15 protein-coding genes are annotated in these 16,215 nt (G+C 33.1%); 12 read left to right on the forward strand and 3 right to left on the reverse strand.

Annotated features, from left to right (window positions below; all coding sequences use genetic code 11):
* Positions 1-180 precede the first annotated feature (180 nt).
* Both ABD715_RS14595 and apaG read left to right on the forward strand, forming a co-directional pair.
* Positions 181-1,431, forward strand: coding sequence for a type IX secretion system plug protein (locus ABD715_RS14595; RefSeq protein ID WP_344789040.1), 1,251 nt, complete (start codon positions 181-183; stop codon positions 1,429-1,431).
* Positions 1,432-1,540: 109 nt separating this feature from the next.
* Positions 1,541-1,927, forward strand: coding sequence for a Co2+/Mg2+ efflux protein ApaG (gene apaG, locus ABD715_RS14600; RefSeq protein WP_344789041.1), 387 nt, complete (start codon positions 1,541-1,543; stop codon positions 1,925-1,927).
* 381 nt (positions 1,928-2,308) lie between these two features.
* Here apaG and ABD715_RS14605 read toward each other — a convergent pair whose 3' ends face one another.
* Positions 2,309-3,301, reverse strand: coding sequence for a DUF6695 family protein (locus tag ABD715_RS14605; RefSeq protein ID WP_344789042.1), 993 nt, complete (start codon positions 3,299-3,301; stop codon positions 2,309-2,311).
* Positions 3,294-4,019 carry an NRDE family protein gene (locus ABD715_RS14610; protein WP_344789043.1) on the reverse strand — a complete coding sequence of 242 codons (726 nt, stop codon included), beginning with the start codon at positions 4,017-4,019 and terminating at the stop codon, positions 3,294-3,296. Before ABD715_RS14610 ends, ABD715_RS14605 begins: the two co-directional genes overlap by 8 nt.
* 151 nt (positions 4,020-4,170) lie before the next feature.
* Here ABD715_RS14610 and pruA point away from each other — a divergent pair, with 151 nt between their 5' ends.
* The 7 genes from pruA (at position 4,171) to rlmB (ending at position 12,055) form a co-directional block, all read left to right on the forward strand.
* Entirely contained in the window at positions 4,171-5,799 is a 1,629-nt protein-coding gene (gene pruA, locus ABD715_RS14615) for an L-glutamate gamma-semialdehyde dehydrogenase (RefSeq protein WP_344789044.1), read from the forward strand.
* A 288-nt stretch (positions 5,800-6,087) separates the two neighbouring features.
* A complete protein-coding gene (locus ABD715_RS14620) occupies positions 6,088-7,188 on the forward strand; it encodes a polysaccharide lyase family 7 protein (protein ID WP_344789045.1) in 1,101 nt (366 codons plus the stop codon).
* 116 nt (positions 7,189-7,304) lie between these two features.
* Positions 7,305-8,138: a helix-turn-helix domain-containing protein gene (locus ABD715_RS14625; protein WP_344789046.1), complete on the forward strand. Its 834-nt coding sequence runs from the start codon at positions 7,305-7,307 to the stop codon at positions 8,136-8,138.
* A 211-nt stretch (positions 8,139-8,349) separates the two neighbouring features.
* A complete protein-coding gene (locus tag ABD715_RS14630; protein ID WP_344789047.1) occupies positions 8,350-9,852 on the forward strand; it encodes an aldehyde dehydrogenase family protein in 1,503 nt (500 codons plus the stop codon).
* A 175-nt stretch (positions 9,853-10,027) separates the two neighbouring features.
* Positions 10,028-10,540, forward strand: a complete 513-nt coding sequence (locus ABD715_RS14635; RefSeq protein ID WP_344789048.1) for a DUF3124 domain-containing protein — start codon at positions 10,028-10,030, stop codon at positions 10,538-10,540.
* A gap of 2 nt (positions 10,541-10,542) precedes the next feature.
* On the forward strand, positions 10,543-11,154 hold the full coding sequence (locus ABD715_RS14640; protein WP_344789049.1) for a MarC family protein: 612 nt from the start codon (positions 10,543-10,545) through the stop codon (positions 11,152-11,154).
* 166 nt (positions 11,155-11,320) lie between these two features.
* The gene (gene rlmB / locus ABD715_RS14645; protein WP_344789050.1) at positions 11,321-12,055 is read left to right on the forward strand and encodes a 23S rRNA (guanosine(2251)-2'-O)-methyltransferase RlmB; all 735 of its coding nucleotides are present in this window, start codon (positions 11,321-11,323) and stop codon (positions 12,053-12,055) included.
* 3 nt (positions 12,056-12,058) lie between these two features.
* Here rlmB and ABD715_RS14650 read toward each other — a convergent pair whose 3' ends face one another.
* Positions 12,059-12,820 carry a rhomboid family intramembrane serine protease gene (locus ABD715_RS14650; RefSeq protein ID WP_344789213.1) on the reverse strand — a complete coding sequence of 254 codons (762 nt, stop codon included), beginning with the start codon at positions 12,818-12,820 and terminating at the stop codon, positions 12,059-12,061.
* A gap of 209 nt (positions 12,821-13,029) precedes the next feature.
* Between ABD715_RS14650 and ABD715_RS14655 the strand changes: the two genes are divergently transcribed.
* The 3 genes from ABD715_RS14655 (at position 13,030) to ABD715_RS14665 (ending at position 16,207) form a co-directional block, all read left to right on the forward strand.
* Positions 13,030-14,307, forward strand: coding sequence for a replication-associated recombination protein A (locus ABD715_RS14655; protein ID WP_344789214.1), 1,278 nt, complete (start codon positions 13,030-13,032; stop codon positions 14,305-14,307).
* Between the two features lie 24 nt (positions 14,308-14,331).
* Complete coding sequence (locus tag ABD715_RS14660) at positions 14,332-15,264, forward strand: hypothetical protein (protein ID WP_344789051.1); 933 nt, start codon at positions 14,332-14,334, stop codon at positions 15,262-15,264.
* Between the two features lie 142 nt (positions 15,265-15,406).
* Entirely contained in the window at positions 15,407-16,207 is an 801-nt protein-coding gene (locus tag ABD715_RS14665; RefSeq protein ID WP_344789052.1) for a DUF1961 family protein, read from the forward strand.
* Positions 16,208-16,215: the final 8 nt, after the last annotated feature.

The raw sequence follows: 16,215 nt of genomic DNA on the forward strand, positions 1-16,215 counted from the left end.
CAAATTAATACCTAAATGTGCATTCAATTAAAAAGGCTCTTTACTTATTTATATTTATTCTAAATAATAAAACCCTCCCTATTTAATCTAACAGCACATTTATATCTCTTAATAGTTTACTTCTAGGCTTACATTTTAGGCATAAAATTTGTTTATATTTACAAAAAAACACCCCGTAAAATGCCATTTAAATTAATAAAATATCTCTTACTTTTATCCATTAGCAATTCACTTTTGGCCCAAGTACAAGAAGTTGCTCCTCCTGATTACATAAAAACTATTGGCTTTAAAAGTAACACTCCAGAAAGTCAACTACCCGTTTTAAAACTAGGCGAATATTTGGTCTTAGAATTTGATGCCTTAAATGGTGAAGAAGAAGATTACTATTATAAAATAGAGCATTATAATTACGATTGGACACCGTCTGCTTTGATGAAATCTGAATTTTTAGATGGTTTCGATAATCAGCGTATTCGTAATTACGAAAACTCTTTTAACACCTACCAAATATATTCGCATTATAGACTTAGCATCCCTAATCAATTTACAAAAGCTCTTAAAGTTTCTGGTAATTACATGATAAGTATTTACAATAGCGATGATGAACTAGCATTTTCAAGAAAATTTATGATTTACGAAAACAAAACTGCTGTTGGTGTTAGCATAAAACGCTCTCGAAGTATTGCACATATAAACACAAAACAACGTGTAGACATTAATATTGTGCCTAATGGCATCCAATTTAACAACCCAAAACAAACTGTAAAAGTTTTAATTGTACAAAACAACAATTTAAACACAGCTATAAAAAACTTAAAACCGCTTTACACAATTGGCAACGAATTAATTTACAAATACGATTCCGAAACAAGTTTTTGGGGAGGTAACGAATATTTATTTTTCGAAAACAAAGATGTACGAGCAGCAAACACTGGCGTTCGCACTACAGATTTACAAGACATTTACTACAATTACCTTTTTACAAATTATAGAAGAGCAGAAAAACCATATACATACAACCCTGATATTAACGGTAATTACCTTATTACACATGTAGATGCAGATAACCCTAGTATTGAGTCTGATTATGTTTGGGTATTTTTCTCTTTATTACCCGAAGAAATTTTCGAAGGTAAAGACATACATGTTTATGGTAACTTTAATAACTACGAGATAAACGAAAGCACCAAGCTAACTTTCGATCCAGAAAACAACATATACTCCTGTCCCATTTTATTAAAGCAAGGCTTTTACAACTACAAATACGTAATTGTAAACAAAGATAATAGCATTGACGAAGGCACAATTAGTGGTAATTTTTATCAAACCGAAAACAATTACAAAGTGTTAGTATACTATACAGATTTGGGAGCGCGATACGATAAAATAATAGGCTTAGGCGAAGGGAGTTCTATAAATATCAGCAATTAAAACAACATAATTTCGTTAAAAATAAAATTAAACACGTTAAAAACTAAGCAATACCGCTATATAATTAGTATTTTTGCAAGGTAAAAGACACTGTATATCAACAGTTAACATGGTACAACAAATAACACAAGGCATAAAAATATCGGTAGAAACTCATTTCGAAGGCTCTTTTTATAAAAATTATAAAATTCAATTTGCTTTTGGCTATACCGTAACCATAGAGAACCAAAGTAAAGACTCTGTGCAGCTTAACGCACGCCATTGGGAAATTATGGACGCTTTAAACAATGTAGAAATTGTAGATGGAGACGGTGTTATTGGGCTTAAGCCTGTATTAAAACCTGGCGAATCGCATACATATACTTCTGGTTGTTTGCTAACCTCTCCTTTTGGAGCCATGACAGGCTATTATAGCATGGTAAACTTTAGCACAACACAAAAATTTAATGTAGACATTCCTACTTTTAAATTAAGTGCACCTTTTGCTATAAATTAATCCTCTAACATTATTAAAAACGGTATTGTAATTAATAAACGGTTAAATATACAAAACACGTAATTTTACATATTTTAAACCTTTTACAACATGTAAAATTAAAGCATAGACCCACCTAAGTTATAACTTTACATATACATAAAAAGTATAGCAATACGCTTTAATAATATTAAAGTATTTAATTTTATTAAACTTAATTCTTTTAGTATTGTTTAGCTGTAATAACGATAAAGGTGTTGTAGTTACCACAATACCAAAAACAAATTATACCTTGCAGATTTTTAAACTAAATCAATCTTAGAAACTGAGTTATTAAATATAAGACAGTAAAAAAATAACCTACTCAATTATATCAAAAAAATTGGCTCGTACTAAAATACATTAAACTTTCTTTTCAAACTTAAAAACAGTTGCTCCCTGTTTTACTTGAAAAAATTTGCAATTAGAATAATGCACGAATTGATAGCCTAAATTGTAATTAAAACGACTATCCTTACATTTAAAAAAAGCATCAATATCTATATTTCCATAAGGAGAAATACGCCTAAACCGGTATACATTATTATGTTCTGTTCTGTGCAGCTCAAACCAAGCACCAGCAGCAATACCAGATAACCATTGGGCATTGTCATGTAAGCCTTCAACATTACGCGGATGCAATGTACCAACAAGATTAACTTTATGATCTTTTAAACGATCTAGAAAACAACGCAAATTTTCACTTTTCTGAGACCCTTCAAATCTCGTAACATCTCCTAAGGCACTAACATTAAAAGGATAATTTTCAGTATCAGCTAACAAAACATTACCTACCGTACTCGGTGTAAACCATTTAGAGTTTCTCAAACGCTTTTTCATATCAGTATCTGTAACCGATGCAATTAAGGCATCTGTAACAAAACGCGCACAATTGCAAGCGTTTTTAATAAAAGCAGCATATCTAATAAAATGCTTGTTTTGCATTTTAGTAATATGCGTTCTTGCTTTATTATAATCTACCGCATTACAAACCGATGCTACTAATTTACCGTCGCCATGTGTTAATTTAGGGTGTGTTGCCAAAAACTCTAAAATGGCATGTAAATTTGTAATAACATCGTCTTTAATCTTAGCTTTTAAAGGAAAGTGTAATTCGTTATCTGTATCTCTACCTCTAACCCTACCATTAGGCTCAGAAGTTATATAACGACCAAAATCATGATATTCTAAAACACCCGTCTCTTTATTAATAAGTACTAAAGCAGCGTGTCCAGCCCTTAAATAATTCTTTTTACCTACCCCAAGAAATTTTAAAAATGGGGAAAACCATTCTTTGGACACCATTACTATAGTATCTGGATATGCCAGTGTTAAAATAATGCCCGTACTACTCATTTACAACATGTGGCTGTTTAAATTCGGTTTGGGTTACAGTGTTATTATTTAAGCTTTCAAAACGCATATTTACAACATGGTTAACTTTAGTAATTTGTGTTATACTTGTCGTTTTTACAAATCCACGATCCATAATCACACCATAGTCTTTATGTATTTTTCCTGCTGTTTTATGAAAATTTAATATAGCACTGGCCTCTAATTCGTTTTCTGTTTTAAAAGCATTAAACCAAGATAAACGCTCACTTGCCATGGTTTTAGAATATAATGTAGAAGACGACCATATTTTAGGTACGTTTGGTAGCTGAGTTACATGTCTTTCTTGCCCATCCCAAACCAACTCAAAAAATAGTAAAGAGGTATTCCAGTCTGCTATTACCATAGTAAAAGGTTCTATGCCTTCTAAATTATAAGTAGATAAAGCATCGAAAATATTTTTAGCAACCATAAAATGTTTAACAACCACACCTCTACTTAATCGGTAATTTAATGCTCTATTATGAATTGTGAATCCGCCATTAAGCAAACAAACCACTCGATTTTTTTCGCTAACCCCAACCCATGTCCCTCCAGAAAGTTCATCTTTAGGAAAAAGCACATCGACACCATCAACCTTATAAAAATCTGGGGTTAACGACAGCCTATCGGGAGCCTCGTCCCTATTAGAAGTTAAAATAAAGTCATTTTTTCCTTTCGGAATAATTGTTACTGTACACATAAACAAATTTGTCTAAAAACAAAGTAGCAACTTACAAAAAAATTAATAAATTTTAACACCCTTTTAGAAGTACAAATTGATATAACCCGTTAAAATATTCGTAATTTTGTAAACGAATTACTGAAAAATCAATAACAAAAAATCAAAAAACATGGGAAAAGGCTTTTTTAATGTACCAATAGCTGTTAACGAACCGGTTAAATCTTATGCTCCAGGATCGCCAGAACGCGATGCTGTTTTAGAAACATATAAAAATATGTTTAATAGCAAAGTAGATGTACCGCTTTATATTAATGGTAAGCATATTAAAACTGGTAACACAAGAACAATGTCGCCTCCACACGATCATCAACATATAGTAGGAACATATCATTTAGCAGAACAAAATCACGTAGAAGACGCTATTGCTACTGCGCTAGAAGCTAGAAAAATATGGAGCCAAATGCCATGGGAACAACGTGCAGGTATCTTTTTAAAAGCAGCTGAACTTATTGCTGGTCCGTATAGAGCAAAAATAAACGCAGCAACAATGATTGCACAATCTAAAACCATACACCAAGCAGAAATTGATGCCGCTTGCGAGCTTATAGATTTCTTACGTTTTAATGTACAGTTTATGACAGACATTTACATGGAGCAACCAGAAAGTACAAGCGATGCCTGGAACCGTATAGAGTACAGACCGCTAGAAGGTTTTACTTATGCTGTTACACCATTTAACTTTACTGCTATTGCTGGTAACCTTCCTGCTTGTATGGCATTAATGGGTAATGTTGTAATATGGAAACCAAGTGATAGCCAAGTATATTCTGCAAAAGTAATTATGGATGTATTTGAAGAGGCTGGAGTTCCTGCAGGTGTTATAAATGTCGTTTTTGGAGATCCAGTAATGATTACAAATACGGTAATGGCTAGCCCAGATTTCTCTGGTTTACACTTTACTGGTTCTACATTTATTTTTAAAGAACTTTGGAAACAAATTGGAAACAATATACACAACTATAAAACTTACCCAAAAATTGTTGGAGAAACAGGAGGAAAAGATTTTATTGTTGCGCATAAAACAGCCAACCCTAAACAAGTAGCTACTGCCATTGTTCGTGGTGCTTTCGAATTTCAAGGTCAAAAATGTAGTGCAGCATCAAGAGCTTACATTTCAAAATCTATCTGGGAAGAGGTTAAAACCTTTGTTATAGAAGATGTAAAATCTTTTAAAATGGGATCTCCAGAAGATATGAATAACTTTATTACAGCAGTAATTCACGAAGGGTCTTTCGATAAATTAGCAAAATACATTGATGGTGCTAAAAACGATAGCGATGCTAACATTATTGTTGGTGGAAACTACGATAAAAGCAAAGGCTACTTTATAGAGCCTACTGTTATTGTTACAGAAAATCCTAAATACACAACCATGTCTACGGAGCTTTTTGGCCCGGTAATTACTATTTATGTGTACGAAGATGACGCCTATGCAGAAACATTAAAACTTGTAGACGAAACAAGTGACTATGCTTTAACAGGAGCTATTTTAGCCAAAGACCGTTATGCAGTAACACAGGCTACCGAAGCTTTACAAAACTGTGCTGGTAACTTTTACATTAACGATAAACCAACAGGCGCAGTTGTAGGACAACAACCTTTTGGAGGTGCAAGAGCGTCTGGAACTAACGATAAAGCTGGTAGTGCACAAAACTTATTACGTTGGGTATCTCCAAGAATGATTAAAGAAACATTTGTTACTCCAATAGATTATAGATATCCGTTTTTAGGAGAATAACAAAAATTCTATATGCATTATATAAAAGGCTATCTATTTACTAGATAGCCTTTTTTGTTTTAAATGTCCCGTCCTAAAATAAGTTGACACAAAATTGACTTATTATGAAAAATAAAACCTCAAGCACACATTTGTTTGAGGCTTTTTTTTTATACCCTACAATCTTAAATAAAATCACTTTTTTCAAGACTGCAAAAAAGAATTAATAGGAATTTTAAATTGGTACACCAATTTTTATTACCTTAGTTAGATTATAAAATCATATTCATTGTAATTAAAAAAAACTAAATGATAAACATAAAAAAACAACGCAACTTAATATTCGGCTTAAGTCTTATTTTGCTAAACAGTTGTAAAAAAGACGTAAAATCTTCAAGTATAAACATAATACCAAATGTAAAAGACAGCATAAAAACAAAGTACGCCAATGCTATAATTCCGTTTTTTGATGACTGGAAATTAATTTTAGGTGATGGATCTAATGTAGGTATTGCTAATAATTATGAAAATAAAGATTTTTTCTATACCACAAACGATGGCAAAGTAGATTGGGTTGTGTTTAAAACACCAAATGGCGGTGATACACACGGAACGTCTAACAACACTAGAACCGAATTGGCCCAAATAAAAAAATGGTATCCAAAAACAGCTAACGATAAATTATCTGCAACCTTAAAAGTAATGCAAGTATCTGCTACAGGTGATGCTCGTGTAGCAGCATCGCATGCAGTTGTGGTTGGGCAAATACATAGCGCAGATAAACATGAAAACGAACCTTTAAAAATTTTCTACAAAAAATATCCTGGTCACAGTAAAGGTTCTGTATTTTGGCATTACGAAATTAACACTGCTGGAAACAATAATTCTGGACGTTGGGATTTCTCTACTGCTGTCTGGGGAGACGACTTTTCGGTAGTTGGTAGTAAAGCCAATACATTCCCAGAAGAACCAAAAGAAGGCATTGCGTTGGGAGAAGAATTTAGTTATTTAATTGAAGTTAAAGATGGTATAATGCATTTAACTTTTACAAGTGATGCACACGAAACAAAAACATTTACAAAAAACTTAATACAGTCTGAGTACACAACAAAGGCAGATATACCAGAGCAAACACAAAAACTATTTGTACCTATTGGCCAAGATGGGGTTGAACGCGAAACTGCTTATGCTGGCGAAGGTTGCTTTTTTAAACTTGGTGCATATAACCAAACTAACGGAAAATCGCCTAAGGTTAATAAAAATTGGTGTTCTGGTGCCGAAACCCATAATGGAGATATTACCAAACAATATGCTGATGGTAATTTTACCGAAGTTTGGTTTAAAACTGCAAGTATTACCGTTAGCAATGCAGCAGTATCTAACGAAGGCTATTTTACTAAAAATGATTAAAATTTTAGAACGCTTTAAATAAATTGGATAATTTTACATGGTAATAAAGTGTAGATTATTATCCAATTTTTTATTTTGATTTTAGTCCATTTTAAATAAAACAAAACGCAATTAAAATGGCTATAGAAAACATTCCAGAAATTTACTTTGACACTCCAAGTGAAAACAAAGACATATTTGTGTACGATTTTAAAATGACAAACGATGTCGTTAAAAGCAAAGTGAATTTAAGCATGAATATGTTTAGCTTCCTGCAAGTAGGAAAAAAGCAAGTCCATTTTGCAAACACCTCTAAAGCTGTTAATAGCGAACAGTCGTTACTATTAAAAAAAGGAAATTGGCTTTGGACAGAATTATTAGATACCGAAGCAATTTACTATTGTAAACTCTTCTTTTTTTCAGAAAAAAAGCTAACCGATTTTTTAAGTAAGTACACTAAAGACGTTAAGCCTTACCAAGAAAAAGTGCCTTATTTTGTTATTGAAAACGATGATTATATTGCGTCTTTTATAAGCTCTCTTTCATCTAAAACGTTTGAAAACAGCACCTATTGCGATGCTATGTTATCGCTTAAATTTGAAGAAATATTACTGTATTTACTAGACAAATATGGTAGTGAGTTTGAACATTACTTACACGCTTTAATTTCTAAAGAAGTATCACCTTTTAAAAATATAGTAGAAGATCATGTGCATTCTAATTTAAAATTAGAAGAAATTGCCTTTTTATGCAACATGAGCTTGTCTACATTTAAAAGACATTTTACTGCAGAATATAAGGAAGCTCCAGGAAAATGGCTAAAAGACAAACGCCTACAAAAGGCTAAAGAACTTTTACAAGGAGGCGATTTAAAAGCGTCTGATATCTATTTAGATGTAGGTTATAACAACCTATCTAACTTTAGTGTGGCCTTTAAAAACAAGTTCGGAATTAGTCCAACAGAAATTTAAAAATCACTAAACATTCCTAAAACACTAATTACCAATACTTATGATTAAGTTTTAATATTTACCTAACTAATAAAAACACAATTTGAACTTTTTTCATAAGTTATTGAGCCTTTTCAATAAATAAGAAGCTTTGCTTCCATTATACATTTGCATCATCATTACAAACGCTTGGTTTTTCAAGCATCATTTTAAAAAATTAAAACACAGTAATATGGCAAATGTAGCAAAACCCGAATTTAAAGAAAAATACGGAAACTTTATTGGAGGTAAATTTGTTGCCCCAATTAAAGGACAATATTTTGAAAACAGATCTCCTGTAGATGGAAAAGTATTTACACAAGCAGCAAGATCAACACAAGAAGATATAAATCTTGCATTAGATGCAGCTCACGAAGCATTTCCTGCATGGAGCAACTCATCTGCAACAGAGCGTAGCAATGCGTTATTAAAAATTGCTCAGGTTATGGAAGATAACTTAGAGTATCTAGCAACCTTAGAAACAATAGATAATGGTAAGCCAATTCGTGAAGCACGCGCTGCAGATATTCCCTACTGTATCGATCACTTCCGTTATTTTGCAGGAGTTATTCGTGCAGATGAAGGTAGTATTTCAGAACACGATAAAGACACCGTTAGTATTGTATTACACGAACCAGTTGGTGTAGTTGGTGAAATTATCCCATGGAACTTCCCAATGTTAATGTTAGCATGGAAAATTGCTCCAGCTTTAGCAGCAGGTTGTACAGCGGTTGTAAAACCAGCAGAACAAACACCTACAAGTGTTATGGCATTAATGGAACTAATTGGTGATATTTTACCAGCAGGTGTATTAAATATTGTAACTGGTTTTGGTAAAGAAGCTGGTGCAGCATTAGCAACATCAAACCGAATTGCTAAATTATCGTTTACAGGTTCTACAGAAACTGGACGTACGGTATTACATAATGCAGCAGAAAATATTATTCCTGTAACTATGGAGTTAGGTGGAAAATCGCCTAACATTTTCTTCCCATCTGTAGCAGATCAAGATGATGAATTCTTTAGTAAAGCAGTAGAAGGCGCATTAATGTTTGCTTTAAATCAAGGAGAAATTTGCACGTCTCCATCTCGTATTTTAGTACACGAAGACATTGCAGATCGTTTTGTTGAAAAAATGCAAGAACGTTTAAAATTAGTAAAACCAGGAAACCCATTAGATCCAGAAACAATGATTGGTTCTCAGGTATCTAAAGCACAATATGAAAAAATATTAAACTATATTAAAATTGGTATTGAAGAAGGTGCTGCTGTTTTAGCTGGTGGTGAAGCTGGTAATTATGAAGGCGAATTAGCCGATGGTTACTACGTACAACCAACTGTTTTAAAAGGTGATAACAAAATGCGTGTTTTCCAAGAAGAGATTTTTGGACCAGTAGTAGCCTTAACAACCTTTAAAACTACTGAAGAAGCTATTGCTATTGCAAACGACACACCTTACGGTTTAGGTGCTGGTGTTTGGTCTCGTGATGCTCACGAGTTATACCAAGTACCACGTGCCATACAAGCAGGTAGAGTTTGGGTAAACCAATACAACACCTATCCTGCTCACGCTCCTTTTGGTGGTGTTAAAGAATCTGGCTTTGGTCGTGAAAACCATAAAATGGCTTTAGATCATTACCGTGTTGTAAAAAACATGTTAATCTCTTACGATAAAAAACCAATGGGCTTCTTTTAATTAAATTAAACCTATAGACTTTTATAAAAACCTCAGGCTTGTCTGGGGTTTTGTAGTTTTAAGTTTGACTTTGACAGAAAAAAACGATAATTTCGTTTAACCATCGGAAGGTCTTTATCTAAAAGGATATTTTCCCTTTTTATATGTTAATATAGCAACCAAAAACCTTAATTAAATGAAGACAACACACTTTTTTATATTCTTTTTATTAGTTTTAATTTGGGCTTGTAACGACAAAGAAAAAATAAGTCCGATGCATCCAGAAAACTGGTCTAAACGCACTGCAGTTATTAGCGAAACAGATACGCTTGAACACGGGAAATCTTACCTATCGGTTTATTCTCAAATTTATAGCATTTCGGAACATAAAACACATAATTTAACTGCTATGATTAGCTTAAGAAATACTAGCGAAACAGATACTATTTATGTACTAAGAGCCGATTATTACGACACACATGGCAAATCTATTAGAAAATATTTTGATAAACCTGTTTTTTTAGCTCCTATGGAAACTGCGGAAATTATTATAGATGAAATTGATATTTCTGGTGGTACAGGATCTAATTTTATTTTTGAATGGAAAACGCCTCTAAACTGCTCTGAACCGTTGTTTGAAGGTGTAATGAATTCTACTATGGGCCAACAAGGTTTATCGTTTACAACACATGCCAAACGTATTAAATAAATATGGCAGAAATTTTAACTTCAATATTTTTTATTTTTGCTGTAATCGATCCTATAGGAACCATTCCTGTTTATTTGGAAGCCACCAAAGAGTTTGATGCACACCATAAAAAGAAAGTCGCAATTCGCGCATCGATAATAGCCTTTTTTATTCTTTTGTTTTTTATTGTAATTGGCCAGTTAATTTTAGAAGGCATGGCAGTTTCTCTTGATGCTTTTCAAATTTCGGGCGGTGTTATACTGTTTTTATTTGCGCTAACCATGATATTTGGCGATGGTAAACCAGAACAAGAAAAAAATAAAATAACAGATTATAAACACGTTACCATTTTCCCAATTGCAATACCTTCTATTGCTTCACCTGGTGCAATTATGGCAGTAGTTTTACTAACAGACAACCATATTTACACCATACAACAACAAACCATAACAACAGCGCTTGTGCTTTTTGTTATTGGCTTAACTTGTTTAATACTTTTAACAGCAGGTCATTTACAAAAAAGAATTGGTAGCTATGGCATTACGGTTATTAGTAAAATTATGGGATTAATATTGGCATCTTACGCTGTACAAAGTATTTTAAGTGGTATTAGCAGTTATTTTGCAAACGTTTAAATACTTACTTAATACCTTTAATTTACAATAAACACATAGTGTTTCTTTTTTCTAATTACTAAAAAGTATTAACCCATTATAATACACCATATGTTTCAATTAAAAACTTTACCAATAGCAGTTTAAAAACAATCTTATTATAATATTGTTTTTATACATTTGTAGCATGCAAGAACAGACACAAATTTTTGGAATTAGAGCGATAATAGAAGCCATAAATTCTAGCGAAACTATTGATAAAGTATTTCTTCAAAAGGGATTAAGCGGAGACCTTTTTAGCGAGCTAGAATCTTTATTAAATAAAAAATCGGTTAACAAATCTTATGTTCCTGTAGAGAAACTAAATCGGTTAACCAATAAAAACCATCAAGGTGCAGTGGCACAAATATCGCCTATTGCTTTTCACGACATGGAAACTTTGGTTAACAGTGTTATGGAGTCTGGTAAAACACCTATGTTTTTGCTTTTAGACCAATTAAGCGATGTTAGAAATTTTGGCGCTATAATTAGAACTGCCGAGTGTACTGGTGTAGATGGTATTATTGTACAGAAAAAAGGCGGTGCTCCTGTAAATGGAGATACTATTAAAACGAGTGCTGGTGCTGTTTTTAAAATTCCGTTGTGTAAAGTAGACCATATTAAAGATGCTGTATTTTTTATGCAGGCTTCTGGCATTAAAGTTATTGCTGCAACAGAAAAAACAAACGACACCCTTTACGATGTTTCGTTTACAGAACCTTGTGCCATTATTATGGGTAGCGAAGGTAGAGGTATTAACCCCTCGACATTAAAGGTGGTTGATGCTAAAGCTAAATTACCATTGCTTGGCGAAATAGAATCGTTAAACGTATCTGTGGCTTGTGGTGCTTTTTTATACGAAGCTGTAAGACAGAGACGCTAGCTTTTAACCCTTTGCAGTAAAGTTCTCGTCTTCTTTAGGTTTTACTTTTAAAAAATATTTAACCACTGGTGGTGGTATTTCATCAATATCTATTGGTTCTACTTCGGTTTCTATAAAGTTACCGTTTTCGTCGAAGTGTTGTAAAAACACATCGTCTTCTTCGTTAAAATTATCTTGTTCCCAAACATACTTTTTAGGTTGTGCTATTTGTTTTTTAAAGAGCATGGCAAATACTAAACCGGTTATTAAGCCAGATAAATGGCCTTCCCAAGAAATGCCTTCTTTTATTGGCATAGTATACCAAATCATGCTGCCATAAAGAAAAACCACTAATAAGGATAAGGCTATTAGGCGATAATATTTAGCAAAAACACCTTTAAAAAATGTAAAACTCACTAAAACATAAATAAGTCCGCTAGCTCCAATATGATAAGATGGCCTACCTATGCACCATGTTAAAAAGCCAGAAAGTAAGATACCGTATAAAATAACTTTCCAGGCTACGGGTCTGTAAAAGTAAAACAAGGCTGTACACAACACGAGTAATGGTATACTGTTGTGGTACAAATGCTCTATATCGCCATGTATAAATGGACTAAATATTACGCCACGCAATCCTTTTAAATTTTGCGGGTAAACGCCATAGTTACTAAAATTAAATCCAAATCTTATTTCGAACCAAAAGACAAGCCACAATGTTAAAACAAAAAATAGTGGGTAGGCAATTACTCCTGTTGTAAATTTAAATGGTTCGGTTTGCTTTATCATAGTTAACTAAAGATAGCAAATAGTTAACCAACTTTATGTTTGGTGCTAAATTGGCAGATAGGCTCGCGTGAGCGATTGAGCTATTTGTTTGAAATCCTTTTTGTTTTTTTTTCTAAACAAAAAGATTGAGTAGCGAAAGCGCGACCCCGATTTTTCTTCGGGGGCACGCCCAAAATAAAAATTTAAAGTATTTTTACACTATGAATGTGAATGAACCTTTAGCGGAACGTTTAAGACCAAAAACGTTAGATGATTATGTAAGTCAAGCCCATTTGGTTGGGGCTAATGGTGTATTAACGCAACATTTAAAACAAGGTTTAATACCGTCGATGCTCTTTTGGGGACCTCCAGGAACAGGTAAAACAACATTGGCTAATATTATTGCTAACGAATCTGGCAGACCTTTTTACACGCTTAGTGCCATAAACTCTGGTGTTAAAGATATTAGAGATGTTATTGATAAGGCTAAACAGAGTGGCGGTTTGTTTACTACTAAAAACCCTATTTTATTTATTGACGAAATACATAGGTTTAGTAAATCGCAACAAGATTCTTTATTACAGGCTGTAGAAAAAGGGTGGATTACGCTTATTGGCGCTACTACAGAAAACCCTAGCTTTGAGGTTATACCTGCCCTTTTATCGCGTTGCCAAGTATATATTTTAAATGCTTTTGAGAAAAAGGACTTAGAGACACTTTTAAATCGTGCCATTGCTACTGACGAGCATATGGCTGCAAAAAAAATTACACTTAAAGAAACTAGTGCACTACTTAGATTATCTGGCGGAGATGGTAGAAAATTGCTTAATATTTTTGAGCTTATTGTAAATTCGTATAACGATGATACTGTGGTTATTACTAACGAGGCTGTGCTGCAAAAGGTGCAAAATAACACGGTACGATACGATAAAACTGGCGAGCAACATTACGATATTATTTCGGCTTTTATAAAATCTATTCGTGGTAGCGACCCCAATGCTGCAGTATACTGGCTTGCTAGAATGGTTGAAGGTGGTGAAGATGTTAAGTTTATTGCCCGCAGACTTTTAATTTTGGCTAGCGAAGATATTGGTAACGCCAACCCTACTGCATTGGTTATTGCTAATAATGCGTTTCAGGCAGTGAGTACTATTGGTTTTCCGGAGTCTAGAATTATATTAAGTCAATGCGCTACTTACTTGGCCTGCTCGCCAAAAAGTAATGCAGCTTATTTGGCTATTGGCCAAGCGCAACAATTGGTTAAACAAACCGGCGATTTACCTGTACCGTTAGAAATTAGAAATGCGCCTACCAAATTAATGAAAGAGCTTGGTTATGGCGATAATTACAAATACGCGCACAATTATAACAACAATTTTGCGCCTCAAGAATTTTTACCTGACGACATTAAAAACACCAAGTTTTACGAACCTGGTAATAACGCTAGAGAAAATGCACACCGCGATTTTTTAAAACAACGCTGGAAAGATAAATATGGTTATTAAAACAAAAAAATTAGCCATATAATTATGAAAAAAAACGTACTACTAATATTGCTAGTTTTAATTTCGAAGCTTTTATGGGCTCAGAACGAAAATGATATTATTCAATTTAACAACATACTAAATCAATTTAATAATGTTCGAGATTTTTGTATTTCGGCTGATGGAAATGAAGCCTTTTTTACTATACAAAGCCCGAATGGTAAAATTTCTCAATTAGCCACTATTAAGAAAGAAGATAATACATGGTTAGAGCCTGAGCTATTGCCCTTTTGTGATTCGTTTATGTATTTAGAACCTTTTTTATCGATGCATGAAAAACGGTTGTTTTTTGCTTCCAACAGGCCTTTAAATGATTCTTTTGCTGAAAAAAAGGATTTTGACATTTGGTATGTTGATAGAGATAGTAAAAAAGGTAAATGGTCTGAACCCAAGAATATAGGAAAAACAATTAACTCAGAGTCAGACGAATTTTATCCAACTATTAGCGATAACAATAATCTATATTTTACAAAGGACGCTCCAAATGGTTTTGGAAAAGATGATATTTATTTTTGTAAATGGGAGGATGGAAAATATTTAGCTCCTGTTCTTTTAAATAAAAATATTAATAGTGCTGGTTATGAGTTTAATGCCTTTGTTTCCAAGAAAGAAGACTTTATACTGTATACCAAGTACAATACGGAAGATGGACAAGGAAGTGGCGATTTATATATTTCAAAAAAAGAATTAGACGGAACCTGGGGCAAATCAAAAAACATAGGCGTACCTATTAATACTAAATTTATGGAATACTGCCCTTTCTATGACGAGAAAAACCAAATCTTGTATTTTACAAGTAAAAGGCAAGATATTAAACCAAAAAAATTTAAAAGCATATTAGATTTTAAAAAATATACCGAAGAAAGTAAAAACGGTTTAAGTAAAATTTATATGACGCCTTTCTGTATAGAAAAATGACACAAGCATCAACGTTTATAGAAGTTGTAGCTAAAATTAGGTATTATGAGAATCTATTTTCACAAAACGAAAACAAAATATTAAGCAGAAGAAATTAGAAATAGCCCCCACATGTACTAACAAGTTACTAAACATAAGCCAATTGCACCTTTTTTATTTTAAAAAACAAGAATCTATTTTAATCCTGATATTACTATTATGGACATTAAATGTATTTAGTCAACCGGATGCTTTTTTACAAGCTAACAGCGCTAAAGAATGGCAGCTTGTTTTTAAAGATAAATGTACTACCGACTGGACAAAACATTGGACTTTAGACGGTTTAATTGCCAGCGTAGAAAACACAAAAAAAGGCATGCATTTTAAAGCAGGACCCGAAGCAAAAAACGATGCGCACCATGCTGTAATCTGGACAAAAGCGTCATTTAACGGAGATATTAAGATTAAATACGATTATACGCGCACAGACCATGCCATACGCTGGGTAAATATTTTATACATTCAAGCAACTGGAAATAGCGAGAAGGGGTTTGCTCCTGACATATCTACATGGGAAAAATCTCGAAAAATTCCTACTATGAAAACTTATTTTGAAAACATGAATTTACTGCATATTAGCTATGCAGCGTTTAATAATATAGGAGATAGTACGTATTATGTTAGAGCGAGAAGGTATCCTAAACCTAGTAACAATAATTTTAATGCAACCAGAATTACGCCATCGTACGATGAGCTTGGGTATTTTAAAACGGGACAGAAATACCACATAACCGTTATAAAAACTAAAAGGCATCTGTTCTTTAAAATGAAAAGTAAAGATCAGGAAGAACTGTTTTCTTGGGATATTTCTAAAATTGATTCCATTACTACTGGTAGAATTGGATTGAGACACATGTATACACGATCTGCTCTATATAAAAATTTCAAAATTTATAGCAAATAATTAACTTC

It is taken from the genome of Postechiella marina (assembly GCF_039538365.1).
Lineage (GTDB): Bacteria > Bacteroidota > Bacteroidia > Flavobacteriales > Flavobacteriaceae > Postechiella > Postechiella marina.